The sequence below is a fragment of the Halobacterium sp. CBA1126 genome (assembly GCF_009741975.1).
Taxonomy (GTDB): Archaea; Halobacteriota; Halobacteria; order Halobacteriales; family Halobacteriaceae; genus Halobacterium.
Genome location: NZ_WPCF01000023.1, coordinates 1 through 25,166 on the forward strand (window position 1 = coordinate 1; position 25,166 = coordinate 25,166).

The following is a 25,166-nucleotide window of genomic DNA, read 5'->3' on the forward strand; positions in this document are numbered from 1 at the left end:
CGCCGACGAGTACGGCGTCGACGTGGAGATTCGTGACGCCGACCGCGAGGCCGCCCTCGACGTCCGCCCGGAGGACGTCGACCCCGCCGGGGAGCTGACGTTCGCGCGGAACGTCTTCGTGCCGCTGACGACCGCGTGCCGGTACACGTGCACGTACTGCACGTACTACGACCCGCCGGGCGAGGCCGACCTGATGAGCCCCGAGGCGGTCCGCGAGACGTGCCGAGAGGGCGCGGACGCGGGCTGCACGGAGGCGCTGTTCACGTTCGGGGACGACCCCGACGACCGCTACACCGCAATCCACGACCAGCTCGCCGAGTGGGAATTCGACTCCATCCACGACTACCTCCGGCGGGCGTGCGAGATCGCCCTCGAGGAGGGACTGCTGCCGCACGCGAACCCGGGCGACCAGACCCGCGAGCAGATGGCCCACGTCGCGGACGTGAACGCCTCGATGGGCGTGATGCTGGAGACGACCGCGGACGTGCGGGCCCACGGCGGGCCGCGCGCGAAGAACCCCGGCCAGCGCCTCCACACCATCGACGTGGCGGGCGACCTCGGCGTCCCGTTCACGACGGGGATTCTCGTGGGCGTCGGCGAGGACTGGCGCGACCGCGCGGAGAGCCTGCTCGCGATTCGGGACCTCCACGAGCGCCACGGCCACGTCCAGGAGGTCATCGTCCAGCCGGTGAGCCCGAACGAGCGCTGGACCGAGGACCCGCCCAGCGAGGCGACGATGCGGCGCGCGGTGGCGATGGCCCGGGCCGTCCTCCCCGAGGAGGTGGCGGTGCAGGTGCCGCCGAACCTCGCGGACGCCCGCGCACTGCTGGACTGCGGCGTCGAGGACCTCGGCGGGGTGTCGCCGGTCACGCAGGACCACATCAACCCCGACTACGCGTGGCCGGCGCTGCGCGAGCTCGAGGCCATCGCCGACCACGGCGGCGTCCCGCTGCGGGAGCGCCTCCCGGTCTACGAGCGCTTCCTCCCCGAGGAGGGGCACGAGAACGAGTGGGTGAGCGAGCGCATCGGCCGGGCCATCGCGGACGGCGAGCGCTACCGGGCGGTCCGCGAGGGGAGCGCGCCGCGGCCGTAGTCAGGTCGGGTCGAGGGCCGGGAGGCGCTTCCGCACGAGCGTGTAGACGACCGACACCGCGAGCATCGCGACCGTGAGCCGCCGGACGAGGCCGTCGTACAGCGCGAGCGCCGGCGCGGAGAGCACGGCGACGGCGAGCAGGTCCTCGGGCGCGCCGTCGTAGCGAATCCAGCGCCGCGGCCGGATCCACCGGCGGCGGTAGTGCGAGTAGACGCCGCGCTGGTCGTCGTTCGCCCACGGGCGCGCGCCGAGGCCGCCGCCGAGCGCGTCCGTGACGGAGTGGACGGCCGCCGACAGCAGGAAGAACGCGGCGCCGACGGTGGCCGGGGACGGCGCGCCCGCGGCGACGCCGAACGCGGCGGCGGCCAGCGGCCAGTAGTGCTCGGGGTAGTGCAGGGTCTTCCGGTGTTCGAGCACGCCCAGGTCGAGGTCCGGGAAGACGCCGCCGGCCATCCCTCCGAGCGCGGCGGGGGCGGCGAGGTCGGGCGCGACCCAGACCAGCGGCGCGGCGAGCAGCACGCCCATCGCGGCGTGGGTCGTCGCCATCACGCGCGACCACCCGCCATCAGTCGTCGGCGCTCGCGGCGCCGCGCGAGCCGTCGGCGTCGCGGCCGGGGACCAGCGGCGTGCCGTCGGCCTGCGGGCCGAGCCGGGGGCCGATGGTGTCGGCGTCGGGGTCGACGACGCGGCGCTCGGTGTAGTCCGTGGAGCGCTCGACGGGCGTGCGGCCGATAGCGGTTATCATGTCCGCGTAGTCGGCGACCGAGCGGAACTCGCCGTGCTGGCCGCCCGCGCGCTTCGTGATCTCCTCGCTGAGGATGGTGCCCATGAAGTCGTCGGCGCCGCAGTTCAGGAGCTTCAGCCCCTTCGCGTTCCCGAACTTCACCCACGACGACTGGATGTGCTCGACGTTGTCCAGATAGAGCCGCGCGACGGCGACGAGGAGTTCGTCCTCGGCGTCGCTGGCGCCGGTCTCGACGACGCCGCGGTCGTACAGCGGCGTCTGCTCGTGGACGAACGAGAGCGGGACGAACTCCGTGATGTTGCCGGTGCGGTCCTGCAGGTCCCGGATGACGTCGAGGTGCTGGACGCGGTGGGCCTCGTTCTCCACGTGGCCGTACATCATCGTGGAGGTCATCGGGAGGCCGACGTCGGCGGCGGCCTCCATCGCGGCGACCCACTCCCCGGTGTCGATTTTCCCGGGGCAGATGACGTCCCGGACCTCGTCGACGAGAATCTCCGCCGCGGTCCCCGGCACGGTGTCGAGGCCGGCGTCCGCGAGCGTCTCGTACACCTCGCGGTAGCCCCAGTCCACCCCGCGCTGGGCGTGGTGGGCTTCCTCCGGGGTCATCGAGTGGACGTGCGCGCCGGCGTCGCTCATCGCCGCAATCTGCTCGACGTACGTGTGCGGGTCCGTCGTGTACTTCTCGGGCGGTTTGTAGTTGTGCTCGGGGTCGTCGGGGTCGAGGGCCTCCCGGTGGTCCTCGTGCAGGCCGAACGCGGGGTGGAGCCCCGAGACGGAGGTGACCTCGTAGGCGCCGCGCTCGACGGCGTCGTTCACGACCTCGTAGGACTCCTCGGGGGTCTTCGTGAAGCCGGCGTGGTCGTCGTCGTGGTCGGCCTCGAACTTGTGGGCGGTGTCCTTGAAGTTGCAGAACAGACAGCCCGTGTTGCAGGCCGTGGTGACGTTGTTGTTGACGTTCGCGACGAACGTCACCTCGTCGCCGACGACCTCGGCGCGGCGGCGGTCGGCGGCCTCGAGGACGAGCTCCTTCCGCCCGGGGTCGATTCCCTCGCGGTCGGTGCCGGTGGTGATGAGTTCGACGCCGTCGGCGACCGAGAGCCGGTCGCCGTCGCGGGCCTTCGCCAGCGCGTTCTCGAACGACTGGTCGGTCTCGGGGACCGCGTCGAAGTCGAACTCGCCGGCGGCGTCGGACATGTTCGTAGTCACCGCGGCCACCGCCAAAAAGCCTGCCACAGCGGCCGCCCGCGAGGATGCGCGAACGTGAACATCTCCGCGTAGCGGAAGGAGATTGTAGGCACGAGAGTGAAAGATTCATGGTGGTCGGCGCCGCGCGTACAGCCATGACGAGCGTCAAAACGCTCCGCGTCGAAGCCGGGGCGACGCGGGACGCGCTGGGTCGGGGCGTCTTCGAGTTCAGCGACCGCTACTCCGTCTTCGACTGGGGGGAGATGCCCGACCTGATTCCCGGGAAGGGCGCGAGCCTCTGCACGATGGGCGCGTTCAACTTCGAACGCCTCGAAGCCGAGGGCGTCCCCACGCACTACCGTGGCGTGCGGAACGCCGACGGGGAGACCGTCCCGCTTGCGGACGCCGACGAGCCGCCGACGGAGATGGCCATCGCGCTCACGCAGGTCCCCGACCTCCCCTTCGAGGGCGAGGGCGGGACCCACGGCGGCTACGACTACGACGCCTACCACGCCGCCGCGGACGGCAACTACCTCGTGCCGCTCGAGGTCGTCTTCCGGAACAGCGTCCCCGTCGGGTCGAGCCTGCGGAAGCGCCGCGACCCCGCCGAGTTCGACCTCGACGCCGACGAGTGGCCGGAGGAACCCGTCGACCTCCCCGAGCCGGTCGTGGAGTTCTCCACGAAGTACGAGGAGCAGGACCGCTACCTCTCCCGCGCGGAGGCCGACGAAATCGCGGGCGAGGCGAGCATCGAGGAACTCGACGGGCTCGCGCGCCGCGTGAACGAGGTCGTCACCGAGCGCGCCGAGGAAGCCGGGTTCACCCACGAGGACGGCAAAATCGAGTGCCTCTACGTCGACGGCGAGGTGCGGGTCGCGGACGTCGCGGGGACGTTCGACGAGAACCGCTTCGCGTACGAGGGCCGGGAGGTCTCCAAGGAGGTCGTGCGGCAGTACTACAAGCGCGCCGACCCCGAGTGGGTGGAGGCCGTGAGCGCCGCCAAGCGGGAGGCCGACGAGCGGGGCGTCGCGGACTGGCGCGAGCTCTGCGAGGAGTCGCCGGACCCGCTGCCCGACGAGCTCGTGCAGGCGACCGCGGACGTGTACGCCGCGGGCGCGAACCGCTACACGGGCCGCGAGTGGTTCGACGCGCCGCCGCTGGCGGACGCCCTCGACGCGTTCGAGGCGTGACGCCGCGGCGCTGGACGGTGGTCGCCGCCGCCTCGATAGTCGCCGTCCTCGCCGGGTCGCTCGCGCCCGGGTCGGCCGCCGGCGGGCTCCCCGCGGGCGCGGACAAGCTCCTGCACGGCGTCGGCTACGCGGCGATTGCGCTCTCGCTGGCCGGCGCCCGCCGCGCACGAACGACCCGCGCGCTCGCCGCGCTCGTCGTCGGCGTCGCGGCGTTCGGCGCGGGCGTCGAACTCCTCCAGCCGCTCGTCGGCCGCGCCGCCAGCGCCCTCGACGCGCTCGCCAACCTCGTCGGCGCGACGGCGGGCGCGGCCGTCTGGCGCGCCGCGAGTGACTGACGGCAGTCGCGTCCGCCGCGACCGGGAAGTACATCAGCGCGGAGCCGCGACCTCCGGACGTGCTGAAACACACCGGCGTCATCGACGCGACGGTCGGTCGAAGCTCGCGAATCGGCGTCTCGTCGCCCGACGAGGACGACGAAGACGAGGACCGGCACGCGGCCGGCGTTCTCGGCCCGCTGTCGCGGTGGCTGTCCCTCCGGCGCTGACTCCGCCTCGCTGTTCTGCGTCGCGCCGACGCGGCCGTGCCGCTCGCTGCGGAACGGCCAGACGAAGCCGCTTTACGGCCGCGACGCCACCGACTACCCATGAGCGAGCCGAGCGCGGAGGTCTACGAGCGTGGGCGCGGGATGGACGCCCACAACCAGGTGATGCGGGAGCTGCGGGCGGAGAAGGGCAACAAGGACTACGCACCCGACGAGCCGACCCGCGTCTGGCTGGACGAGGACAACACCCCGGACGGCGTCTACCAGAGCCTCACTATCATCCTGAACACGGGCGGCTGTCGGTGGGCGCGCGCCGGCGGCTGCACGATGTGCGGCTACGTCGCCGAGTCCGTGGAGGGCGGCAGCGTCGCCCACGAGGACCTGATGGCGCAGATAGACGAGTGTCTCGCCCACGAGCGCGAGGAGGCCGACGAGCAGGCCGGCCTCATCAAGATCTACACGAGCGGGTCGTTCCTCGACGAGCGGGAGGTGCCCGCCGAGACCCGCGCGGCCATCGCGGAGGCGTTCGCGGACCGCGAGCGCATCGTCGTGGAGAGCCTGCCGGACTTCGTGGACCGCGGGAAGCTCGCGGACTTCACCGAGGTCGGGCTGGAGACGGACGTCGCGGTCGGCCTCGAGACGGCGACCGACCGCGTGCGCCACGACTGCGTGAACAAGTACTTCGACTTCGCGGACTTCGAGGCGGCGTGCGCGGAGGCCCGCGAGGCCGACGCGGGCGTGAAGGCGTACCTGCTGATGAAGCCGCCGTTCCTCTCGGAGTCGGAGGCCGTCGAGGACATGAAGAAGTCCGTGCGGGAGTGCGCCGAGGTCGAGGGCTGCCACACGGTGTCGATGAACCCGACGAACGTCCAGCGGTACACGATGGTCGACCAGCTCCACTTCCGGGGCGGCTACCGGCCGCCGTGGCTCTGGAGCGTCGCCGAGGTCCTCGAAGACACGGCGGACGCGGACGCTATCGTGGTCTCGGACCCGGTCGGCCACGGCAGCGACCGCGGCCCGCACAACTGCGGGGAGTGCGACGACCTCGTGCAGGAAGCAATCAAGGACTTCGACCTCCGGCAGGACCCCTCGGTGTTCTCGGAGGTGTCCTGCGAGTGCGAGGCCACGTGGGACGCGGTCGTGGAGCGGGAGACGAGCTACAACCTCCCGCTCGCCGAGTAGTTTTTCTCGCCGTTCTCGTCCCACTACAGTCCGCCCTGTCCGCCGCGGAACGCGACCGAGACGTCGTAGTTCAGCGGGATGACGTTGCCCGCGACGCGCTGCCGGACGACGTACCCCGTGAGCCCCGCGGTCAGCGCGAGGCCCGCCGAGAACCAGCCGGTCAGGAATCTCGCGGTGGTCACGCCCCACAGCGCGCTGGACGCGACCATCCAGGCGACGTTCAGCGCCGCGACGCCCGCGACGGCGAGCAGCAGCCAGCCCACCAGCCGGCCGACGACGGATTTCACGCTCACGGACGCACCGACTGGAGCCAGACCCGTCGCTGTTTCGGTGGCGCCCCGCGGACGGCAGTCACGCGAACGCGCGCAGGACGCCCTGGCCGTCGGTCAGCCCGAGTTCGGGGAGGGTCGCGCGCTCGGGGTGGGGCATCAGGACGGCGACGGAGTCGCGCTCGCCGAGGACGCCGGCGACCGCGCCCGTGGAGCCGTTCGGGTTCGCTTCGTCGGTGACGGCGCCGTCCGCGTCGCAGTACCGGAAGAGCACGCGGTCCTCGCCGACGAGGTCGTCGTAGCGCTCGTCGTCGATCTCGAAGCGACCCTCGCCGTGCGCGATGGGGAGCGTGAGCACGTCGCCCTCGTCGTAGGCGCCGTGAACGGCGTGTCGGCGTTCTCCACGCGGACGCGGACGTGCTCGCACTGGAAGCGCGCGCTCTCGTTCGTGGTGAACGCGCCGGGCGTGAGCTTGGACTCGCAGCCGATCTGGGCGCCGTTACAGACCCCGAGGACGGGCACGCCGTCGGCGGCGAGCTCGCGCACGTCGTCCATGATGGGGGACTGGGCGGCCATCGCGCCGGCGCGGAGGTAGTCGCCGTACGAGAAGCCGCCGGGGAGGACGACGCCCGACGCGTCCGCGGGGAGGCCGTCCTCGTGCCAGACGATTTCGGCGTCGACGCCGAGCTCCGCGAGCGCGCGGACGGCGTCCCGGTCGCAGTTCGACCCGCCGAAGCGGACGACGCAGACCGTCATTCTGCGGTCTCGACGGTGACGTCGTAGTCGTGGATGGTCGGGTTCGCGAGCAGGCGGTCGGCCATCTCGCCCGCGCGCTCGGCCGCCTCGTCGCCGTCGGCGGCCTCCAGGTCGATCTCGAAGCGGTCCGCCGAACGCAGGTCCTCGAGGTCGAAGCCGAGGCGTTCGAGCGCTCGCTGGGTGGTCTCGGCCTCCGGGTCGAGGACCCCGTGCTTGAGTCGGACCGTCACCGTCGCGGTGTACGCGGTCATCGACGTGATGTGGGTATTCGTGGTCAAAGACTCTTTTGGAACGGTTCGAAGATACACGAACGTGCGTATCGGTTCCGGCGCGAAGGACGCCGCTTATGTCCGCCGACGCCCTGGGGCCGTGTATGCCGAAGCCGAACGGCAGTCCGGACGCGGCAGCGCCGACGAGTGACCTCACCGAGATCACGGTCGTGGGAGCCGACCGCACGGGAATCGTCGCCGAGGTCACCGGACTGCTGTTCGAGCACGGGGTCAACATCGAGGACATCGAGCAGACCGTCCGCGACGGCGTCTTCCGCATGACGCTGCTCGCGGACACGACCCCCATCGACGACGCCGACGACCGCTGGGAGGCCGAGGGCGAGGCCGAACCCGCCGACCTCGCGGGCGACGCGACGACCCGCGCGGCGTTCCGCGAGCGCCTCGCGGACATCGGCGACGAGCTCGGCGTCGACGTCCGCGTGCGCTTCCCCGACGAGCGCGACGAGGGCGTCGCCGTCCTCGTCACGAAGGAAGACCACTGCCTGCGCGCGCTCCTCGACGCCGACTTCGACGCCGAGATCCGCGTGGTAATCGGGAACCACCCCGACCTCGAGGACGTCGCGCGGGAGCACGGCGTCCCGTTCTACGACATCGGCGACGACACCGGCACCCCCGACGAGGAGCGCCTGCTGGCCCTCCTCGACGAGTACGACGTCGACCTCGTCGTGCTCGCGCGGTACATGCGCATCCTCAGCCCGGACGTCGTCTTCCGGTACGCCGGCCGCATCATCAACATCCACCCGAGCCTGCTGCCGGCGTTCCCCGGCGCGCAGGCCTACCGGCAGGCCGTCGAGGAGGGCGTCCGCGTCGCCGGCGTCACCGCCCACTACGTCACCACGGACCTCGACCAGGGGCCGATTCTCACCCAGCGCGCGTTCGACGTGCCGCCGGAGGCGACCGTCGAGGACGTGAAGAATCGGGGCCAGCCCCTCGAAGCGGACGCGCTCGTCGAAGCCGTCCGCGTCCACCTCGCCGGGGACGCGACGGTCCGCCGCGGCAGCGTCGAGGTCACGGGCGACCACCAGTTCGGGATGCCCGACGAAGCGAGCGCGGCGAACCCCGACGCGCCCGTCGACGCGCCGCCCGCGGACGACTAGTCCTCCCACTCCTCGCGGCGTTCGTCGACCTCGCCGACCTCCGCGAGCAGGTCGTCCTGCGCTTCGAGGAGGTCGGTGGCGGTGACGATGCCGACGAGGTCGAGGCCGTCCGCGACGGGGAGGTGGTGGACGCCGTAGTCGAACATGCGAGCGGCGGCCGCCCGCACGGTCGCGGACGGCTCGACGGTAATCAGCGGGTGGCTGGCGGCGGCGTAGACGGGAATCTCGCTGAGCGGCCGGTCGTGTTCGTGGCCGGCGGTCAACACGTCCACCTTGGTGAGGATGCCCGCGGGGTTGCCGTCCTTCTCCACGACGACGCTGCCCGTCCCGTTGGCGAGCATCCGCCCGACGGCGGCGCGGACGCTGTCTTCGGCGTCGGCGGCGAGGACGTCCGTGGACATCACGTCGCGGACCCGCATAGGTGTGTGTTCACACACCACTGGCGTAGCTCTTTCGGCGCTCAGGACTGCTCGCAGTGGCGCACGTCGACGGCCATCCCGCGGGTCGCGGCCGCCATCGCGGGCCCGGGCATCGCCGCGCGGCCGACCGCGAACGCCTCCGGACCCTCGACGACGACCTCGTCGCCGACCCGGATGTCGTCGTCCGCGGCCACGACGCCCGGCGCGAGCACGCTCCCCTCGGGGACGAACGCGTCGATCTCCACGCGCTTCGTGGGGGCGTCGCAGTCGACCCACTTGCGCGCGCCGGCGAGCGTCAGCGACAGCGTCCCGTACTGGGGGACCAGCGCCGCGAGCTGCTCGCCGCCGCCGTCCAGGGCCTGCAGTTTCGGATACCGGCCCTGGACGGTGAGGTCGTCGAACAGCTCGTCGCCCGCGCCGTCGCCGACGACGTAGTCCGCGACCGCGCGCAGCGTCGCCTTCTCGCGCTCCTCCACCCAGATCTTGTCCTCGCCCGCGAGCGCGGCGTTCAGCTCCCCGAGGCTCTCGTCGGTCGTCGGGTGGTCCTCGACCGTGAACTCGAAGGGGACGTCGACCTCGCCGGCGACGCGCTCGCAGATGTCGCGGTAGCCCTCGTCGGGCACGTGCGCGACGACCCGCGGGTAGTCCGTCCGGTCGATGTACCGCTTCAGGACGCGCGCGACGAAGTCCTTCTCCTCCTCGCTCCAGCGGCCCGTCACCACGCTGTCGTAGTGCTGGGCGGGGTAGGTCAACTCGAGTTCCTGCGGCACGACGCCGATGGGCGACGTCATCGAGACCACGTGCGCGCGGTAGCTGGCGGCGTCCTGGAACTGCCGGTGGCTCTGGCTCTCGCTGTACGGCTTCTTCGCCGAACACGGCACCAGCAGCAGGGGGTGGCCGTCGAGGCGCTTCTGGTACCGGGTGGTGACGCGCTCGGCGAAGCGCTGAATCTCGACGCGGCGGAGCGCGTCCTCCGTGGCGGACAGCAGCAGCGAGTCCCGCATCACGGGCGTCCGCTCCTCGAGGTAGCCGTACTGCTGGTCGAACTCGCGGAACGCCGCGGTCACCCACGCCTCGTGGCGGGCCTGCCCCTCCACGTAGTCCCGGAGGCGGCCGTCCCGAATCCGGCGGCGCACGCGCCCGAGTTCGGCTTTCAGCGCGTTGACGTTGTGGTCGACGCAGTCCTCGCGGTCGAACTCCGCGACCGGCTGCTGGCACGCGGGACACGAGCACGGCAGCTCGTCGAGGTCCGCGAGGTCGTAGGCGCCCTCGGTGGTGAGGTAGCGGCCCTGCGTCCCGCGCACGACGGCGCGGTCGGCGTCCACGAGGTCGACGCCCGCGTACACGAGCACGGCGACGTTCCGCGGCGTCGCCACCCCGGAGAGGTACAGCGCGGTGTCGTCGGGAATCGCCTCTCGGGTGTCGACGACGGCGTCCCGGAACGCCGCGCCGTGGCCGACGACGCCGGGCGCGCCGGAGAGCACGTACGCGTCCGCGCCGTAGTCCACGGCGGTCTGCGGGGAGACGACGGCCGCGCTCGGGAAGTCCACGTCCGGGTAGTCCGGCGCGAACGACTCCTGGACTTCCTCGGCCGTCCCGGACGGGAATCCCCGGTAGGGGAGGACGGTCAGCGCGGACTCGTCGCCCTCGGGGCGGTCCCGTCGCTGGACCCACTCGCTGCCGGCGTCCGCGACGACGTCGTCCGCGAGCGTCGGCGTCCGCACCGACTCGGCGAGCCGGAGCTCGCCCACGCGCGCCGCGGCGTCGCGCGCGTGTACCTCGAAGTACTCGGTCATACACGCCGATGGGGGCCGCGCGCCCAATTGCCTTGCCTTTCGCGGGCCGCCCCCGGCTTTTTCGTCGTCGCACCCGACGCGTCGGTATGACGACTCCCGCACCCGGACTGCTGGCCGCAGCGGTGCCAGTGCTCCCCGACTGGTTCGCGCCGTACGGCGACGTCCTCGGCGACGTCGCCCTGTTCCTCGCGGTCGTCGCCGCCGTCTACCTCGCCGGCCGGGCGTTCCTCGTGCCGGTGGTGGTCCGCGTGCTCCGGCGCCGCAACGAGAACAACCCCACGCTCGTCTCCGCGACGGAGACGTACCTCGCCATCCTGCTCGCCGGCCTCGCGGTGTTCCTCGGCCTCGCCGCCACGGGACAGGCGAGCGCGCTCGTGAACACCGACTCGGCCATCCTCGTCGCCGCGCTCACGTTCGCGTTCGGCGTCGCCGGACAGGAGGTGTTCGCCTCCCTCGTCAGCGGCGTGTTCCTCGTCGCCGACCCGGACTTCAACGTCGGCGACTGGATCTCGTGGCCGAACGGCGAGGGGACCGTCGAGGCCGTCGACTTCCGCGTCACCCGCATCCGCACGCCCGACAACGAGACGCTCACTGTCCCGAACACCGAACTCACGACGAACGCGCTCACGCGGCCGTTCGGCCGGGACAGCTACCGCGTCACCGAGCGCGCGTTCGTCTCCTACGCCGAGGACACCGAGCGCGCCCTCATGGAACTGCAGGGGGTCGCGGTCGACCACGACGGCGTCGCCGCCGACCCCGCGCCGAACGCCCGCATCGTCGACCTCGGCGCGGACGCCGTCACCGTGCAGGCGGAGTTCTGGGTCGACGACCCCGGGCGGGCCGACGTCGCGACCGTGCGCTCGGACTTCCGGCGGCGCGTCAAGCGCCGCTTCGACGACGCGGACCTGACGCTCGCGCCCGCCGCCGGCCGCCAGCTCTCCGGCTCCCTGACCGTGGAGCACCCCGAGGACGCGTAGCGAACCGACCGAAAACACATACCGGCGGCCGGCGAACGCCCGACGATGCGCTCGCCCTCCAGACGCGACGTGCTCGCCGCCACCGGCGGCGCCCTCGCCGGCCTCGCGGGCGGCTACGTCGCACGCCCCTACGTCGACGCCGACAGCGTCCCCGACCCCGCGCCGTTCGCGTGGGCCGACACCGAGTGGCCGTACCCGGACTACGACCCCCAGCGAAGCCGGAACCCGCCGCCAGAGAGCGCGCCGGACGGCGACCTCGCCGAGCGGTGGCGCTACCCGGCGTCCGGCCGACGCCCCGAGGTCGCGGTCGCGAACGGCCGAGCGGTCCTCAGCCTCGCGTCGTCCTCGATTCCACGGCTCGCGTCGCTGGACGCTGCCACCGGCGACGAGCACTGGAACGTCCCGACCGGCGGGTCGCGGGAGACGCCGGTGGCGGCGCCCGGCGACCGCGTGTTCACGAAGGGGCGCGGCCGGGACGTGCTCGCGTCCCGAGCCGCGGCGACCGGGGAGGCGCTCTGGTCCACGACGACCACCGGCGTCGGGGAGCCGTTCCTCGGCGGCGGCCGCCAGTACGTCCTCGGCGTCGGCGTGGACGGCGAGACGGTCCGGGCGCTGAACGCGCGCACCGGCGACCGGCTCTGGACCGCCGGCCTGCCGAGCGGGCACTTCCCGGCGGCCGCCTACGACGCCGACGCGGACCGCGTGGTCGTCGGGACCGACGACGAGGTCGTGTGTCTGGACGCCGCCGACGGCAGCACGGTCTGGACGGAGGAACGCTCGGGGAACGCGTTCGTCTCGGGGCCGGCCGTCGCCGGCGGCCGCGTCTTCCACGCGGCGTTCCAGGCCGGCGTCACGGCGCTGGACGCCGACTCGGGCGACGTGCTGTGGGACGAGCCGTTCGACCCCGAACTACGGGACGCCGAGGACCCGCAGGTCGCGCGGTACTTCGTCGTCGGCGCCGCGACCGGCTCGGTGCTCCTCGCCGTGGAGCAACACGGCGACGCCCGCCCGGAGCAACTGGTCGCGTTCGACGCGGCGTCCGGGGACCGGCTGTGGCGCACCGACTTCGACCGGGAGACGAGCGTGTCCCGGTCCACAATCGTCGACGGAGCCGCGTACGCCAGCGTCGGGTCAGAGGAGCGAACCGAGCTCGTCAGGTTCGACCTCGCGGACGGCGCGGCGACCGACGCGTGGCCGCTGCCGACGTACGGCGGGCCGCCGGTCGTCGCCGACGGCTGGGTGTACGTGCCCACTTCCGAGGGCGTCGTCGCGCTCCGGTGACGCTCACTCCGCGTCCGCGGCGATGTCCACGGTGTCGACGCGGGCGGGGACACGGTCGAGCGCGGACGCCGGCCAGCCGCGGTGCGCGAGCGTGAACTCCGTCTCGGGGTTGGCGTCCGCGAGCGCGGCGACGCCGTCGGCGGCGGCCTCGTAGCCCGCGCGGTCCATCCGGTCGGGGGTCTCCGCGGTCAGCGGGTACGTCGTCGACAGCGACCGCGGGAACGGGCCGAACGGCGGGAGGACGTTCCACCACTCGTCGAAGCGGTCGTTGCCCGACCCCTCCGTGAGGAGCACGTCGCCCTCGGGGGAGAGGCGCTCGAGGCGGCGGTGGTGGCGCACGACCTCGGGGCGGCGCGCGCTCTCCGCGGACGTGTAGAAGAACGCGTCCTTGCTCGCGGGGTCGGTCTCCTCCAGTTGCTCGCTGTGGTCGAGGAGCGCCCGCAGGCCGTCGAGGGTACGGGGGTGGGCGTGGGCTCGCGCCTCCACGAGCTCCATCAGGTTCCCCGACTTGATTGCCTGCTTCACGCGCCGGAGCTCGCCGAAGGAGACGTGGAGGTTGTGCTCGGCGAGCAGTTCCTCGCGGGCGGCGTCGCCCAGCCGCTCGACCTCGTCGGGGGTGTGGTCGGTGCAGACCGGGCACTCGCAGGGGAAGTAGTGGAGGTCCTCGAGGTGTTCGGTGCCGTGGACGGTGAGGTAGCGGTCGTCGCGGGCGTAGATGGCGTACGCCGCCGAGTCCAGCAGGTCACAGCCCAGCGCCGCCGCGAGCGCGAACATCATCGGGTGGCCGGCGCCGAAGAGGTGGACGGGCGCGTCCCGGCCGAGCCCGCGCTTCGCGGCGAGCACCGTCTCGGCGACGTCGTCGTAGCGGTACTGGTTCATCATCGGCACGACCGCGCCCACGGGGAACAGGTCGAGGTCCGTGCCGTAGGCGTGCCGGGCGGCCTCCTCGCGGAGGTCCGGGAACGTCGCGCCCTGCACGGGCGCGTTCACGAGCATCTCCCCGACGTCCACTGTTTCCGCGAGTTCGAGGCGTTCCTGCGTGGTCGCGAGTTCCTCCTCGGCCTGCTCGCGGCTGGCGTCCGGCGGCGTCGGGATGTCCACGGGCGTCCCGACGTCGCTGCCGACGTCGTACTGGAACTGCAGAATCTCCTCGGTCGTGGTGTCGATTTCGCCGTACTCCGCGAGCTGGAAGCTCCCCGAGTCGGTCATGATGGCGCCGTCGAAGCCCAGCATCTCGTGGAGCCCCTCGTCGAGCGCGCGCTCGTGGAGCTCCGCGTCGTTGTTGATGATGTAGGAGTTCGTGATGAGCATCTCCGCGCCGAACTCCGGGAACCGCGACGGCTCCACCGTTATCAGGTTCGGGTTGACGACCGGCATCAGCGTCGGCGTCTCCACGGTCACGCCCGCCCGCGGCACCGCCAGCTCGCCGATGCGGGCCGCGCCGTCCTGCGCGGTCACCTCGAAGACCTCTCTCATTACCCCGCGATAGCCGGCGGCGGCGCGTAAGGGTTTCTTTGTGCTACTCGCTGGTCTCGACGTAGAACACGCGCTCGCGGGGGATGCGGCGGACGGTGCGGCCGTCCTCGGTGGTCACCAGCCAGTGCCCGGTGTCGTCGTCGTACCCGAGGTTCGCGTCGCTGGTCTGCCAGTCCGTGACCCCGCCCTGCGGGTCCTCGTAGACGATGACGCCCATGGCGGTGGGTCGCGGCGGGATGCGATAAAGACGGCGGCCGCTACCCGAGTTCGTAGTTCAGCACGCCGAGCGCGGTGCGGCCGTCCCGGACCTCGCCGCTGCGGACGTCTTCGAGCAGGTCCTCGTAGGGAGTCGTCGTCACGCGGATGGACTCGTCGAAGTCGAGGTCCTGCTCGCCGGTCGGCCGGCAGCCCTCCGCGAGGAAGTAGTGGTGGACGGCGTCCGCGACGCCGTTCGTCGGCTCGAACCCCCCGAACTTCTCCACGCTGTCGGCCTCGTAGCCGGTCTCCTCGCGGAGCTCGCGGTGGGCGGCCGCCGCGAGATCTGCGTCCTCGCTCTCGACGCCGCCCGCGGGCAGCCCGCGGTTCACGCGCCCGACCGCCTGCCGCCACTCCTCGACGAGGACGACCTCCCCGTCGGGCGTGAACGCCAGCAGGACGACCGCGGGGTCGTCGGCGAGGTAGTCGAAGTCCGTCGGCGTGCCGTCCGGCAGCCGCACCTCCTCGTGGACGATTTCGAACCCCGGACACTCGTAGGCCACGCTGCGGCTCGTCGTCTCCCACGCCAGTTCGTCGGCGTCCTCGTCAGTCACGAGCGGGGGTTCGCGCCGCGCCGAAAAAAGGCTGCCGAGCGCTACTCGACGACGACGGTCCCGTTGGTCGTCTGCTCGTCGTTCAGCGTCGCCGTCACGGTGTAGTTGCCGGGTTCGGCGGGGTTGTTCACCGCCGGGTACTCCACGACCACGACGTCCCCGGCCGAGAGCTCGTAGCCGGTGTCGAGTTCCACGGTGAACGAGTAGGCGTTGTTGTTCACGCCGCTGACGTGGCTCTCGTCGTACCGCTCGTCGACCTCGCCGTCGTCGTCGGTGTCGACGCCGAGGGAGACGTTCCCGTGTTGCGCGCTCTCGACGGTGAAGTTCTCCCGCGGGTACGCCACGGACAGCGAGGTCCACTCGCTGCCCGCCACCGACTCGTCGGCCGACAGCCGGACGGTCTGGTTCACGCCGGTCGCGTCCGCCGCCGGGTCGTTCGCCTCGACGACGCCGCCGTCGCTCGTCGCCGGCCCCGCGTCACCGCCGCCGCCGAACGCCGCACAGCCGGCGGTCGATACGAGCACCGCGAGCGCCACAGCTATCAGAATTTGTCGCACACTCCGCGCTCGCGGCCGCCCCGGTGAAAGCCTTCTGGTCAGAACAGCACGTCGACCTGCTCGCGGGTCGCCGCCAGTTCCCCGGAGTTGTCCACGACCGCGTGCTCGCAGTCGATGGCGTCGAAGGATTCGCGGTACTGCTGGTGGATGGAGAAGTCCGCGTCGCTCTCGTCGTCCGAGCGCTCCCGGATGCGCTCCCGGACGACGTCCTCCTCGCACTCGACTTTCACGAGCGTCGCCGCCGCCCCGAGGTCGTCGGCGGTCGCCCGCGCCCGCTCGCGGTACTCGCGGTGCTGGAAGGTGCCGTCGAGGACGACGCTGTCGCCGCCGCGCACGGCGTCCGCGGCGCGCTCGAACAGCTCGTCGTAGACCGCGCGCAGCTCGGCGTCCGTGTACGCCGGCTCCTCGAAGAGGTCGGTGCGGACGACGTCGGTCCGCAGCAGTTCGGCGCCGAGCCGGTCGGCGACGCGCTCGGCGACGGTCGTCTTCCCCGCGCCCGGCAGCCCGCAGACCACCACGACGCGCGGCTGTCGGTCGGCGTCCGAGTCTGTCGCTGCGTGCTCCCCGCTCACGGTAATCGAGTGGGAAACGGCGCGCCCGAACCATGAACCTGTGGAATCCGCGCCGCGCTACTGCACCTCGATGCCGGGCTCGGCGGCGAACTCCTCGGCGCACGTCTCGCAGAGCGCGAGGTCCATCCGCGTCGGCTCGGCGTCCCCCTGACTGAATCGGACCGTGTACCCCTCGACGTCTCCCCCGTCACCGCAGTTCGTGCAGGCCATCTGGTCGCCCTACTACGTCAGTCCGCGAACCGTTCACGCCTGAATTGTCAAGCCGTTTTCCGTGGGGCTCCGGCGGCCGGAGCCACCCCAACTCCCTCGCGACGAACACCGGGCTGCGCGCGATTCGCCGTCGTGTGGCCGCCGACACGTCGCTCGAGACTGGTAAGCTCGGCGCCACGTTGCGAGGGAACTTAAGTGGGCGGAACCGGTAGCACCGCCGAGCACGGATTCGGCAACGGAGGGGGCAGTTTCCACGCGCGACGGATTGCCGTCGCAGCCGTTCCGGTCGCGTGCAGCCAAACCACCATGAAGAAGATCACCATGTTCGAGATGCCCGACGACGAACGGGGCGTGTCGCCGGTCATCGGCGTCATCCTGATGGTCGCGATCACCGTCATCCTCGCCGCCGTCATCGCGAGCTTCGTCCTCGGCTTCGGGGGACTCGGTCAGCGAGAACGTACAGGCCGGCGCAGACATCAGCCAGACCAACGACGGGAACGCCAGCGTGACGTGGATCAGCGAAGGGAACGCCGAAGAGCTGAACGTCACGATGAGCAACGACGACGCAGAATTCGCGGGAGGTGAAGGCGGTAATCTAACTAGCGTTGGGGATAGTGTCAAAATAACTGCCGACACCGAGACGGACACCACGATTACGGTAACCGCAATTGGCAGCGGCGGCTCGCGTACGGTCGTCACGCAGGAAGAGATGACGATCGGGACCGGAAGCTAACGCAGCCTTCCTCTCGCGGTCTTTTCCGTTATTTTACGAGGTCGTTAGCCTCGCTGTCAGCTACCGGTAACTCAAAAGACGATTACGCCAAAACCGAGAGCTGGCTCTTCTCAGTCGTGAATTGCGGGAGTAGTGGACCGGCACGAATATTGAATTACGTCGAGACGTGCTCGCTCCGCTGCGCGCGTCTCGCCTCATTCAAATTCGCTCGGCCGCACGCACCGCCGTCGACGGACGAACGACACGCTGGTCGTTCGTCGCGTCGGAGTGGAGTAGAAGTGGGCCGGCACGAATTTGAATCGTGGTTACGGCCACCCGAAGGCCGAAGGATACCAAGCTACCCCACCGGCCCGCGTCTCCACGTTGTCCCGTGGTGGGTTTAACGCTTCCGAATCGGCGGAAACGCGGGCGTGTGAGCGACTCACAAGCGCGCGAGTCGGCCTTGCCAACGCGGCCCACGAGTTGGTAATTACCAACGTTATCGTTAACCCGGAGGCACGTCTGGTCGTGTGTAGGTACAACTCCGATGAGCGACGACAACACCGAACACGAGACGGACGACCTGCGACCCGACGGCGGGAGCGACGGGCACTGGCAGTCCAAGGGCATCGACGACTGGTGGCCGGACCTGCTGAACGTCGACGTCCTCGACGACAACGCGCACCGAGTCGGCCCCTACGACGAGGACTTCGACTACGCCGAGGAGTTCCAGAAGCTCGACCTCGAGGAGGTGAAGGCCGACATCGAGGACGTGATGACGGACTCCCAGGAGTGGTGGCCCGCGGACTACGGCCACTACGGACCGCTGTTCATCCGGATGGCGTGGCACAGCGCCGGGACGTACCGGACCGCGGACGGCCGCGCGGGGGCCTCCGGTGGCCTCCAGCGGCTGCCCCCGGAGAGCAGCTGGCCGGACAACGTCAACCTCGACAAGGCGCGGCGGCTGCTCCAGCCGGTCAAGCAGAAGTACGGCCGGAAGCTCTCGTGGGGCGACCTCATCGTGCTCGCGGGGAACGTCGCCCTCGAGTCGATGGGCTTCGAGACGTTCGGCTTCGCGGGCGGCCGCGAGGACGAGTTCAAGTCCAACCACGCCGTCGACTGGGGCCCCGAAGACGAGTGGGAGACCACGTCCCCGGAGCGCTTCGAGGACGGCGAGGTCGGGAACCTGAAGAACCCGCTCGCGAACACCGTGATGGGGCTCATCTACGTGAACCCAGAGGGCCCGTACGGCGAGCCGGACGTCGAGGGCTCCGCGGCGAACATCCGCGAGGAGTTCGACCGCATGGCGATGGACGACGAGGAGACCGTCGCGCTCATCGCGGGCGGTCACACGTTCGGGAAGGTCCACGGCGCGGACGACCCCGACGAGCACATGGGTCCCGAGCCGGAGGCGGCGCCCATCGACGAGCAGGGCCTCGGCTGGGAGAACTCCCTCGGCGAGGGCGTCGGCACGGACGTCATCACCAGCGGCATCGAGGGGCCGTGGAACTCCTCGCCGATTCAGTGGGACATGGGGTACATCGACAACCTCCTGAACCACGACTGGACCTCCGTCAAGGGCCCCGGCGGCGCGTGGCAGTGGCGCCCGGTCGGCGACGACATCGAGGAGGCGCCGGAGCCCCACGGCGACGACACGGAGGAGCCGATGATGCTGACGACGGACGTCGCGCTGAAGCATGACGACGACTACCGGGAGATCCTCGAGCGCTTCCAGGACAACCCCGACGAGTTCCAGGAGGCGTTCGCCCGCGCGTGGTACAAGCTCATCCACCGCGACATGGGGCCGAGCGAGCGGTTCCTCGGCCCGGAGGTCCCCGAGGAGACGTTCGTCTGGCAGGACCCGATTCCGGACGCCGACTACGAGTTCGTCGGCGACGAGGAGGTCGCCGAGCTCAAGGAGGAGCTGCTGAACTCGGAGCTCTCCCGCGACCAGCTCGTGAAGACCGCGTGGGCGTCGGCGTCGACGTACCGCGACAGCGACAAGCGCGGCGGCGCGAACGGCGCGCGCGTCCGGCTGGAGCCCCAGCGTAGCTGGGAGGCCAACGAGCCCGAGGAACTGGAGGCGGTCCTCGAGACCCTCGAGGACATCCAGGCCGAGTTCAACGACTCGCGCTCGGACGACGTCCGCGTCTCGCTGGCGGACCTCATCGTGCTCGGCGGGAACGCGGCCGTCGAGGCGGCGGCCGCCGACGCGGGCTACGACGTCGACGTGCCGTTCGAGCCCGGGCGCACGGACGCCAGCCAGGAGCAGACCGACGAGGACTCCTTCGAGGTCCTCGAGCCGAAGGCCGACGGCTTCCGGAACTACCTCGGCGGCGGCTACGACGAGCAGCCCGAGGAGCGGCTGGTCGACAAGGCCGAACTGCTGAACCTCTCGCCGTCCGAGATGACGGTGCTGGTCGGCGGCATGCGCGCGCTCGGCGCGACGCACGGCGACGACCGCGGCGTCTTCACGGACGAGCCGGGGACGCTCACGAACGACTTCTTCGTGAACCTCCTCGACATGGACTACGAGTGGGAGGCCGTCGACGAGGACGACGAGGTCTTCGAGGTCCGCGACCGCGAGACCGGCGAGGTCGAGTGGGAGGCCACGCGCTTCGACCTCATCTTCGGCGCGAACGCGCGTCTGCGCGCCATCGCGGACGTCTACGGCGCCGAGGACGGCGAGCAGAAGTTCGTCGAGGACTTCGCGGCGGCGTGGAGCAAGGTCATGAAGCTCGACCGCTTCGACCTCGAGTAACGCCCGACGACCCGGTTTTCTTTCGCGCTCGCGCCGCCAGCCGCGGCGCCGTCAGTCGACGTTCGCTTCCACGTAGTCGACGGCCGCGGCGGGCGTCTCGACGGCTTCGACGTGCGGCGCCGACGGGGCGTCGAGTCCGGCAATCGGGCGGTCGTACACGGAACTGAACCCGACTTCGGAGAGCGTGCCGCCCGCGCCGTCGACCGCAATCACGGCGTCGCCGTTCATGACGACGAGCGCGTTCCGCGCGTGCCCGAGCCCGGTCGCGATTGCGGTGTCGACGTACTCGTTGGCCGCCGCTCGGTCCTCGCCCGGGAGGACGCCGATAGTGTGTCCGTCGGCCTCGCTGGCGCCGCGGCAGGCCGCACGCATCACGCCGCCGAGCCCGCCGCAGACGACGGCGTGGCCGCGCTCGGCGAGCAGCCGGCCGACCTCGCGGGCGTCGCTGACGGCCGCGTCCGTGGGGGCGCTCGCCCCGATGACGCTCACGCGCATCAGTAGTCGGTGAAGCCGTCGGTGTCGAGGTAGTTGTGCGCGACCGTGACGGTGTGGTCGGCGTGCAGCACCTCGGGGCCGACGCGCACCCGGCGGTCGCTGCGGTCCGCGAGGAACACGGCTTCCGCCTCGGTGAAGTCCTCGTGGTCCGAGAGCACGAACACCGGGTCCGCCGGGGGTTCGACGTCCGCGAGCGCGTCGCCGTCCTCGTGGAGCTCGACGACGGTGCCGTCGAGGTCGTCCAGCACCGTCTCGAACCCGCGCGTGGAGACGTGGATGCCGGGCGTCGACTCGGCCTCCCGGTGGCCGATGGCGCGGTCTTTCGCCTCGAGGGCCTGCTTGAGCAGGCCGGCGATGTTGCGCTCGTCGGGGTTCATGTACCGCAGTTCGCTGCCGTCGATGCGGACGGTCACCTCGTCGCCGAGCACGAGGTGGACCTGGACGTCCCGCCGGAGGTCGTGCGAGAGGAACAGCGCGGCGTTCACGCACCGGCAGAGCACGTCCAGCCGGCCCGCGCCGCCGGCGAGGTCGTCGAGCGAGAAGTCGGGGTCCGTGGGGGCGTTGTGCCCGAGCACGACGAACTGTCGCATACCTCGTGTGTCGGCGCGAGCGGGCTTCGGTCTTCGGGTCCGCGCCGGCGCGACAAAGCCTATGTGGTCGTCGGGCGAGCCTCCGGCCACAGCGACGAGCCGGAGCGTCGACGTCTCGGGACGGGCGTTGCTCGTGGTCTTCGAGGCGGTGTCGCTGGCCGCGCTCGCGGTCGTCGCGCTCGTCGCGGCGATGCGGCGGAGTCGCAGCGCCGACGCGGCGTCCCTCGACTCCGGGTACGACGTCGCGTACGACCCGGTCGCGGACCCCGGGCAGGCGGCCAAACAGCGGTGGCGGCGGGCCGTCGAACGCCTGCCCGGGAACGGCGAGGACGGCGACGAGGACGGGGAGTGACCGGTGCGACGCCGGACCGAAGCATACGTACCACGGGGCCTCCACGGAACGCCCATGACAGTCATCGAGGACGCGCGCCGGGTGCTCGCGGAGGACCCGATCTGCGACGCGTGCGTGGGGCGGTGTTTCGCGGACCGCAGTTTCGGGCTGACGAACGCCGAGCGCGGGCGGGCGCTCCGGACCGCGGTCGCCCTCGAGGACGACGAGCCGTACGAGGGCGTCGACGCCGCGGAGTGCTGGGTCTGCGAGGGCGCGGCGGGCCGCTTCGACGAGTTCGCCGACCTCGTGGTCGACGCGCTGGCGGACCAGCGCTTCGACACGTACCAGGTGGGGACGCGGGCGCCGCCGCTCGTCGAGGAGAACGAGGCGATGCTGCGGGACCTCGCGGGCCTCGCGGAGGACGCCGGCGAGCTGTTCAAGTCCGAGTGCAACCGCGAGGTCGGCAAGCGCGTCGGGAAGCGCACGGGCGCGGACGTGGACTTCGAGCGCCCGGACGTGCTCGCGGTGCTGGACGTCGAGGACGAGACGGTCGACGTGACGGTGAACTCGGCGTTCGTCTACGGCCGCTACCGCAAGCTCGAGCGCGGGATTCCGCAGACGAAGTGGCCGTGTTCGGACTGCAACGGCACGGGGACGTTCGTGGACTCGCCGTGCCCGCACTGCGACGGCACGGGGTTCCTCTACCCGGAGAGCGTCGAACAGCTGACCGCGCCGCCCGTCGTGGACGCGATGGACGGCGAGTCGGCGTCGTTCCACGGGGCGGGCCGGGAGGACGTCGACGCGCTGATGCTCGGGACGGGGCGGCCGTTCGTCATCGAGGTCGACGAGCCGCAGGAGCGCCACCCGGACGTCGACGCGCTGGAGGACGCCATCAACGAGTACGCCGACGAGAAGGTCGAAGTCGAGGGGCTGCGGCTGGCGTCCTACGAGATGGTCGCGCGCGTGAAGGAGCTGGACGCGCGGAAGCGCTACCGCGCGCAGGTGGAGTTCGGCGACTCCGTCACCGAGGAGGAACTGGAGGCGGCGCTGCTCGAACTGGACGGCGCGACCGTCCAGCAGGAGACGCCCCAGCGCGTGAAACACCGGCGCGCGGAGAAGGTCCGCGAGCGCGAGGTGTACGACGTCGACGGCGAACTCACTGACGACACCCACGCCGTCGTCGAGGTGGAGGGCGAGGGCGGCCTCTACATCAAGGAGCTGATATCCAGCGACGAGGGGCGCACGGAGCCGAGTCTCGCGGGCGTGCTCGGCGTCGACGCGGAGGTGACGGCGCTGGACGTGGTCGCCGTGGAGGGCGAGCGCGACGAGTTCGAGGACGAGGAGTTCTTCCGGGAATGACGGCGTTCGGCGTCGACGAGGCCGGCAAGGGCCCCGTGCTGGGGTCGATGTTCGCGGCGGCGGTCGTCGGCGACCCCGGCGACCTCCCCGACGGCGTCGCGGACTCGAAGCGGCTCTCGCCCGCGCGACGCGAGGCCCTCGACGCGGAAATCCGCGAGCGCTGCGCGGTCGGTGTCGCCGAAGTCCCCGTCGAGCGCATCGACGACCCGGAGACGGACATGAACGCGCTCACCGTCGACGCACAGGCGAACGCGCTCGCCGAGGTGGCGGCGGACGGCCTCGCCGGCCACGTGGACGCCGGCGACGTCGACGAGGCGCGGTTCGGCCGGCGGGTCGCAGACGGCGTCCCCGCGGACGTCGACGTGACGGCCGAGCACGGCGCCGACGACGAGTACGCGCTCGTCGCGGCCGCGAGCGTCGTGGCGAAAGTCGCCCGGGACGACCACGTCGCGGACCTGAGCGCGGCGTACGGCGACGTCGGCTCGGGCTACCCGAGCGACCCGGCGACGCGGGACTTCCTGCGGGAGTACGTCCGCGAGCACGGCGACCTCCCGGCGTGCGCGCGCGAGTCGTGGCAGACCAGTCGGGACGCGCTCGCAGCCGCCGAGCAGGCCGGACTGGACGAGTTCTAATCCACAGCTTTATCGGTGACTCGCGGCAACCGCGGGAGACGATGGTCGTACAGCGACTGGACGCGCCGGACCCCGGGGGGGTCGTCGCCGCGGCGAAGGCGGCGGTCCGGGACGGCGCGGTGTTGACCGTGCAGGCCCGCTGCGAGGTCGAGTACGAGGGCCGCACCAGCGGCCACCTCGGCGAGGGCGACCGGCTGCTCGTCGCGAAGCCCGACGGCACCTTCCTCGTCCACCAGCCGACCGGCCACAAGCCGGTCAACTGGATGCCCGGCGGCGGCACCGTCGAGGCCCGGGAGAGCGGCGGGGACGCCGTGTTGCTCGCGCGCCGGAGCAACCCCAGCGAGCGCGTCGAAGCCCGGATTCTGGAGGCGTACGGCGTCACGCGCTTCGAGGCCGAGGACGGCGCGACCTACGAGGAGTCCGGCACCGAGGCGGAGATGCACGAGTACATCCAGCACAACCCCGAGGAGCTGGAGGAGGGGCTGCGCATCGTCGAACACGAGCGCGAGACGAAGTACGGGTTCGTGGACTTCTACGCCGTCGACGAGGACGGTACGCCCGTCGTCGTCGAAGTGAAGCGGATTCAGGCGACGCTGAACCACTTCGACCAGCTGAAGCGGTACGTCGAACTCTATTCTGAAAGCAACGACGAGGTGCGCGGGATGCTGGTGGCGCCGTCGGCCTCGGACCGGGTGCGGCGCGCGCTCCGCGACAACGACATGGAGTTCGTGGAGCTGTCGGAGTTCGGGCTGGACGCGAAGGGCGCGACGGAAGCGAAGCTCACCGACTTCTGAGGGTGAGGACGACCTCGTTGCCGCCCTCTCGGTCGCGGAACGACAGCCGGCCGTCGTACGCGTCCGCGATCCAGCGCACGAGCCAGAGGCCGACGCCGCTGCCGTGGCTGAGCTGCGTGATGTCCCGCTCCCCGGTCACGGTCTCGCACTCGGTGTCGGGAATCGCGGGGCCGTCGTCGCGGACGGCGACCTCCACGCGGCCGTCGACCGTCGCGACGTCGACAGCGACCCACGGGTCGTCGCTGTCGTTGTGCTCGATGGCGTTCTCGAGGAGTTCGCGGACCGCGTCCGCGAGGTAGTCGCCCGCGAGCGCCGTCGCGTCCTCGGCGTCCACCTCGACGGTCGCGTGCGGGTGTCCCTCGCGGAGGTCGGCGGCGACGTCCGCGACGGCGTCGTCGACGTCGTACGGAGCGGCCTCCGGCGGGTTCTCCACGAGGTCGCGGATGGTCGTGATGTGCTCGTGGAGTTCCGCGAGGCGCTCGCCGGAGCCGTGGACGTCGTCGGCGAGGCTGTCGGACGCGTCGCCGTCGGCCATCCGGACGCGGGTGGCGTAGCTGTACAGGCGCTGGGCTTCCGTGCGGAGGTTGTGGCGGACGAGCCGCGAGAGCACGTCGAGTTTCTCGCGCTCCCGGGCGAGTTCGCGGGCGCGGATGCGGCGCGCGTCGTTGACGCCGATGAGGACGTGCGCGACGGCGCTGACCGCGACGACGACCGCCCCGGAGAAGACGGGCGCGGCGGGCAGCGCGGCGACCGCGGACTGGTAGGCGTACAGCAGCGCGAGCGCGGCGCCGATGACGACCACGCCGAGGGCGTTCCAGCCCGCGATGCGGACCGTCTGCTCGGTGGTGAACCCCGCGCGGTAGACGAGGACGCCGGCGGCGACGAGCGCCGCGCCGACGAGCCCCCCGAAGCCGGCGAGCAGCCAGCCCGACAGCGGCGGCTGGGCGGCGAAGACGTGGCGGACCATGACCGCGAGCACGAGCCCCCCGGTGAGGCTGATGGTCGCGCTGGCGGCGGCCCGTCCCGTATCCCGGTGCATAGTCGGTG

29 protein-coding genes, 1 tRNA gene and 1 pseudogene are annotated in these 25,166 nt (G+C 71.5%); 14 read left to right on the forward strand and 17 right to left on the reverse strand.

Annotated elements, in window-relative coordinates; all coding sequences use genetic code 11:
* The coding region (cofG, locus tag GJ634_RS04960) for a 7,8-didemethyl-8-hydroxy-5-deazariboflavin synthase subunit CofG (protein WP_231736946.1) at nucleotides 1-1,093 on the forward strand (1,093 nt) is incomplete at its 5' end.
* On the opposite strand, the gene GJ634_RS04965 is transcribed toward cofG, so the two are convergent.
* Nucleotides 1,094-1,639, reverse strand: a complete 546-nt coding sequence (locus GJ634_RS04965) for a metal-dependent hydrolase (RefSeq protein ID WP_157500791.1) — start codon at nucleotides 1,637-1,639, stop codon at nucleotides 1,094-1,096.
* Between the two features lie 19 nt (nucleotides 1,640-1,658).
* Entirely contained in the window at nucleotides 1,659-3,032 is a 1,374-nt protein-coding gene (gene cofH, locus GJ634_RS04970) for a 7,8-didemethyl-8-hydroxy-5-deazariboflavin synthase subunit CofH (RefSeq protein WP_157500793.1), read from the reverse strand.
* Between the two features lie 146 nt (nucleotides 3,033-3,178).
* Here cofH and GJ634_RS04975 point away from each other — a divergent pair, with 146 nt between their 5' ends.
* From GJ634_RS04975 to GJ634_RS04990, 4 genes are all read left to right on the forward strand, one after another.
* Complete coding sequence (locus GJ634_RS04975; RefSeq protein ID WP_157500795.1) at nucleotides 3,179-4,213, forward strand: phosphoribosylaminoimidazolesuccinocarboxamide synthase; 1,035 nt, start codon at nucleotides 3,179-3,181, stop codon at nucleotides 4,211-4,213.
* Entirely contained in the window at nucleotides 4,210-4,548 is a 339-nt protein-coding gene (locus tag GJ634_RS04980) for an antibiotic resistance protein VanZ (protein ID WP_157500796.1), read from the forward strand. Before GJ634_RS04975 ends, GJ634_RS04980 begins: the two co-directional genes overlap by 4 nt.
* Before the next feature lie 59 nt (nucleotides 4,549-4,607).
* Complete coding sequence (locus tag GJ634_RS04985; RefSeq protein ID WP_157500798.1) at nucleotides 4,608-4,757, forward strand: hypothetical protein; 150 nt, start codon at nucleotides 4,608-4,610, stop codon at nucleotides 4,755-4,757.
* A 99-nt stretch (nucleotides 4,758-4,856) separates the two neighbouring features.
* Entirely contained in the window at nucleotides 4,857-5,936 is a 1,080-nt protein-coding gene (locus tag GJ634_RS04990) for an archaeosine biosynthesis radical SAM protein RaSEA (protein ID WP_157500800.1), read from the forward strand.
* 23 nt (nucleotides 5,937-5,959) lie between these two features.
* Here GJ634_RS04990 and GJ634_RS04995 read toward each other — a convergent pair whose 3' ends face one another.
* The 3 genes and pseudogenes from GJ634_RS04995 to purS form a co-directional block, all read right to left on the reverse strand.
* The gene (locus GJ634_RS04995; RefSeq protein ID WP_157500802.1) at nucleotides 5,960-6,229 is read right to left on the reverse strand and encodes a hypothetical protein; all 270 of its coding nucleotides are present in this window, start codon (nucleotides 6,227-6,229) and stop codon (nucleotides 5,960-5,962) included.
* A 58-nt stretch (nucleotides 6,230-6,287) separates the two neighbouring features.
* Nucleotides 6,288-6,961: pseudogene (purQ, locus tag GJ634_RS05000) on the reverse strand (phosphoribosylformylglycinamidine synthase I).
* Nucleotides 6,958-7,212 (reverse strand): phosphoribosylformylglycinamidine synthase subunit PurS, encoded by a 255-nt coding sequence (gene purS, locus GJ634_RS05005; protein ID WP_157500804.1) that lies wholly within the window; start codon nucleotides 7,210-7,212, stop codon nucleotides 6,958-6,960. Before purS ends, purQ begins: the two are co-directional and overlap by 4 nt.
* A gap of 122 nt (nucleotides 7,213-7,334) precedes the next feature.
* On the opposite strand from purS, the gene GJ634_RS05010 reads away from it, so the two are divergent.
* Complete coding sequence (locus tag GJ634_RS05010) at nucleotides 7,335-8,348, forward strand: formyltransferase family protein (protein ID WP_157500806.1); 1,014 nt, start codon at nucleotides 7,335-7,337, stop codon at nucleotides 8,346-8,348.
* On the opposite strand, the gene GJ634_RS05015 is transcribed toward GJ634_RS05010, so the two are convergent.
* Together GJ634_RS05015 and arcS are read right to left on the reverse strand one after the other, a co-directional pair.
* Entirely contained in the window at nucleotides 8,345-8,767 is a 423-nt protein-coding gene (locus GJ634_RS05015; protein ID WP_157500808.1) for a CBS domain-containing protein, read from the reverse strand. The genes GJ634_RS05010 and GJ634_RS05015 overlap by 4 nt on opposite strands.
* A gap of 41 nt (nucleotides 8,768-8,808) precedes the next feature.
* The gene (gene arcS / locus GJ634_RS05020) at nucleotides 8,809-10,563 is read right to left on the reverse strand and encodes an archaeosine synthase subunit alpha (RefSeq protein WP_157500810.1); all 1,755 of its coding nucleotides are present in this window, start codon (nucleotides 10,561-10,563) and stop codon (nucleotides 8,809-8,811) included.
* A gap of 86 nt (nucleotides 10,564-10,649) precedes the next feature.
* On the opposite strand from arcS, the gene GJ634_RS05025 reads away from it, so the two are divergent.
* Both GJ634_RS05025 and GJ634_RS05030 read left to right on the forward strand, forming a co-directional pair.
* Nucleotides 10,650-11,540, forward strand: a complete 891-nt coding sequence (locus GJ634_RS05025; protein ID WP_157500812.1) for a mechanosensitive ion channel family protein — start codon at nucleotides 10,650-10,652, stop codon at nucleotides 11,538-11,540.
* 45 nt (nucleotides 11,541-11,585) lie between these two features.
* Complete coding sequence (locus tag GJ634_RS05030) at nucleotides 11,586-12,821, forward strand: PQQ-binding-like beta-propeller repeat protein (RefSeq protein WP_157500814.1); 1,236 nt, start codon at nucleotides 11,586-11,588, stop codon at nucleotides 12,819-12,821.
* Between the two features lie 3 nt (nucleotides 12,822-12,824).
* Here the strand turns inward: GJ634_RS05030 and tgtA are convergent, their stop codons facing one another.
* Genes tgtA through GJ634_RS05055 form a run of 6 tightly spaced genes read right to left on the reverse strand, consistent with a single transcriptional unit; the run spans nucleotide 12,825 to nucleotide 16,445 of the window.
* On the reverse strand, nucleotides 12,825-14,297 hold the full coding sequence (tgtA, locus tag GJ634_RS05035; RefSeq protein ID WP_157500816.1) for a tRNA guanosine(15) transglycosylase TgtA: 1,473 nt from the start codon (nucleotides 14,295-14,297) through the stop codon (nucleotides 12,825-12,827).
* A gap of 43 nt (nucleotides 14,298-14,340) precedes the next feature.
* On the reverse strand, nucleotides 14,341-14,514 hold the full coding sequence (locus tag GJ634_RS15335; RefSeq protein WP_197425403.1) for a hypothetical protein: 174 nt from the start codon (nucleotides 14,512-14,514) through the stop codon (nucleotides 14,341-14,343).
* Nucleotides 14,515-14,554: 40 nt separating this feature from the next.
* Nucleotides 14,555-15,106, reverse strand: coding sequence for an NUDIX hydrolase (locus GJ634_RS05040; protein WP_331714000.1), 552 nt, complete (start codon nucleotides 15,104-15,106; stop codon nucleotides 14,555-14,557).
* A gap of 41 nt (nucleotides 15,107-15,147) precedes the next feature.
* The gene (locus GJ634_RS05045) at nucleotides 15,148-15,663 is read right to left on the reverse strand and encodes a hypothetical protein (protein WP_197425404.1); all 516 of its coding nucleotides are present in this window, start codon (nucleotides 15,661-15,663) and stop codon (nucleotides 15,148-15,150) included.
* A gap of 38 nt (nucleotides 15,664-15,701) precedes the next feature.
* Nucleotides 15,702-16,235, reverse strand: coding sequence for an AAA family ATPase (locus GJ634_RS05050; RefSeq protein WP_331714001.1), 534 nt, complete (start codon nucleotides 16,233-16,235; stop codon nucleotides 15,702-15,704).
* 57 nt (nucleotides 16,236-16,292) lie between these two features.
* Nucleotides 16,293-16,445, reverse strand: coding sequence for a hypothetical protein (locus GJ634_RS05055; protein ID WP_157500818.1), 153 nt, complete (start codon nucleotides 16,443-16,445; stop codon nucleotides 16,293-16,295).
* A 306-nt stretch (nucleotides 16,446-16,751) separates the two neighbouring features.
* Here GJ634_RS05055 and GJ634_RS16890 point away from each other — a divergent pair, with 306 nt between their 5' ends.
* Nucleotides 16,752-17,030 carry a type IV pilin gene (locus GJ634_RS16890; RefSeq protein WP_394350872.1) on the forward strand — a complete coding sequence of 93 codons (279 nt, stop codon included), beginning with the start codon at nucleotides 16,752-16,754 and terminating at the stop codon, nucleotides 17,028-17,030.
* A gap of 427 nt (nucleotides 17,031-17,457) precedes the next feature.
* Here GJ634_RS16890 and GJ634_RS05065 read toward each other — a convergent pair.
* Nucleotides 17,458-17,530, reverse strand: a tRNA-Pro gene (locus GJ634_RS05065).
* A gap of 174 nt (nucleotides 17,531-17,704) precedes the next feature.
* Here GJ634_RS05065 and katG point away from each other — a divergent pair.
* Complete coding sequence (katG, locus tag GJ634_RS05070; RefSeq protein ID WP_157500820.1) at nucleotides 17,705-19,918, forward strand: catalase/peroxidase HPI; 2,214 nt, start codon at nucleotides 17,705-17,707, stop codon at nucleotides 19,916-19,918.
* A gap of 51 nt (nucleotides 19,919-19,969) precedes the next feature.
* On the opposite strand, the gene GJ634_RS05075 is transcribed toward katG, so the two are convergent.
* Both GJ634_RS05075 and trmY read right to left on the reverse strand, forming a co-directional pair.
* Nucleotides 19,970-20,413 (reverse strand): TIGR00725 family protein, encoded by a 444-nt coding sequence (locus GJ634_RS05075; RefSeq protein ID WP_157500822.1) that lies wholly within the window; start codon nucleotides 20,411-20,413, stop codon nucleotides 19,970-19,972.
* Nucleotides 20,413-21,003, reverse strand: coding sequence for a tRNA (pseudouridine(54)-N(1))-methyltransferase TrmY (gene trmY / locus GJ634_RS05080; RefSeq protein WP_157500824.1), 591 nt, complete (start codon nucleotides 21,001-21,003; stop codon nucleotides 20,413-20,415). The genes GJ634_RS05075 and trmY overlap by 1 nt, the downstream gene beginning before the upstream one ends.
* Nucleotides 21,004-21,130: 127 nt before the next feature.
* Between trmY and GJ634_RS05085 the strand changes: the two genes are divergently transcribed.
* The 4 genes from GJ634_RS05085 to nucS are packed head-to-tail and all read left to right on the forward strand — an operon-like array spanning nucleotide 21,131 to nucleotide 24,119.
* Complete coding sequence (locus GJ634_RS05085; RefSeq protein WP_157500826.1) at nucleotides 21,131-21,355, forward strand: hypothetical protein; 225 nt, start codon at nucleotides 21,131-21,133, stop codon at nucleotides 21,353-21,355.
* 54 nt (nucleotides 21,356-21,409) lie between these two features.
* Complete coding sequence (locus GJ634_RS05090; protein WP_157500828.1) at nucleotides 21,410-22,693, forward strand: tRNA pseudouridine(54/55) synthase Pus10; 1,284 nt, start codon at nucleotides 21,410-21,412, stop codon at nucleotides 22,691-22,693.
* Nucleotides 22,690-23,325, forward strand: coding sequence for a ribonuclease HII (gene rnhB, locus GJ634_RS05095; RefSeq protein WP_157500830.1), 636 nt, complete (start codon nucleotides 22,690-22,692; stop codon nucleotides 23,323-23,325). The genes GJ634_RS05090 and rnhB overlap by 4 nt, the downstream gene beginning before the upstream one ends.
* A 41-nt stretch (nucleotides 23,326-23,366) precedes the next feature.
* Nucleotides 23,367-24,119 carry an endonuclease NucS gene (gene nucS, locus GJ634_RS05100; protein WP_157500832.1) on the forward strand — a complete coding sequence of 251 codons (753 nt, stop codon included), beginning with the start codon at nucleotides 23,367-23,369 and terminating at the stop codon, nucleotides 24,117-24,119.
* On the opposite strand, the gene GJ634_RS05105 is transcribed toward nucS, so the two are convergent.
* Nucleotides 24,106-25,158, reverse strand: coding sequence for a sensor histidine kinase KdpD (locus GJ634_RS05105; protein WP_157500834.1), 1,053 nt, complete (start codon nucleotides 25,156-25,158; stop codon nucleotides 24,106-24,108). The two genes, nucS and GJ634_RS05105, sit on opposite strands and share 14 nt — an antisense overlap.
* Nucleotides 25,159-25,166: the final 8 nt, after the last annotated feature.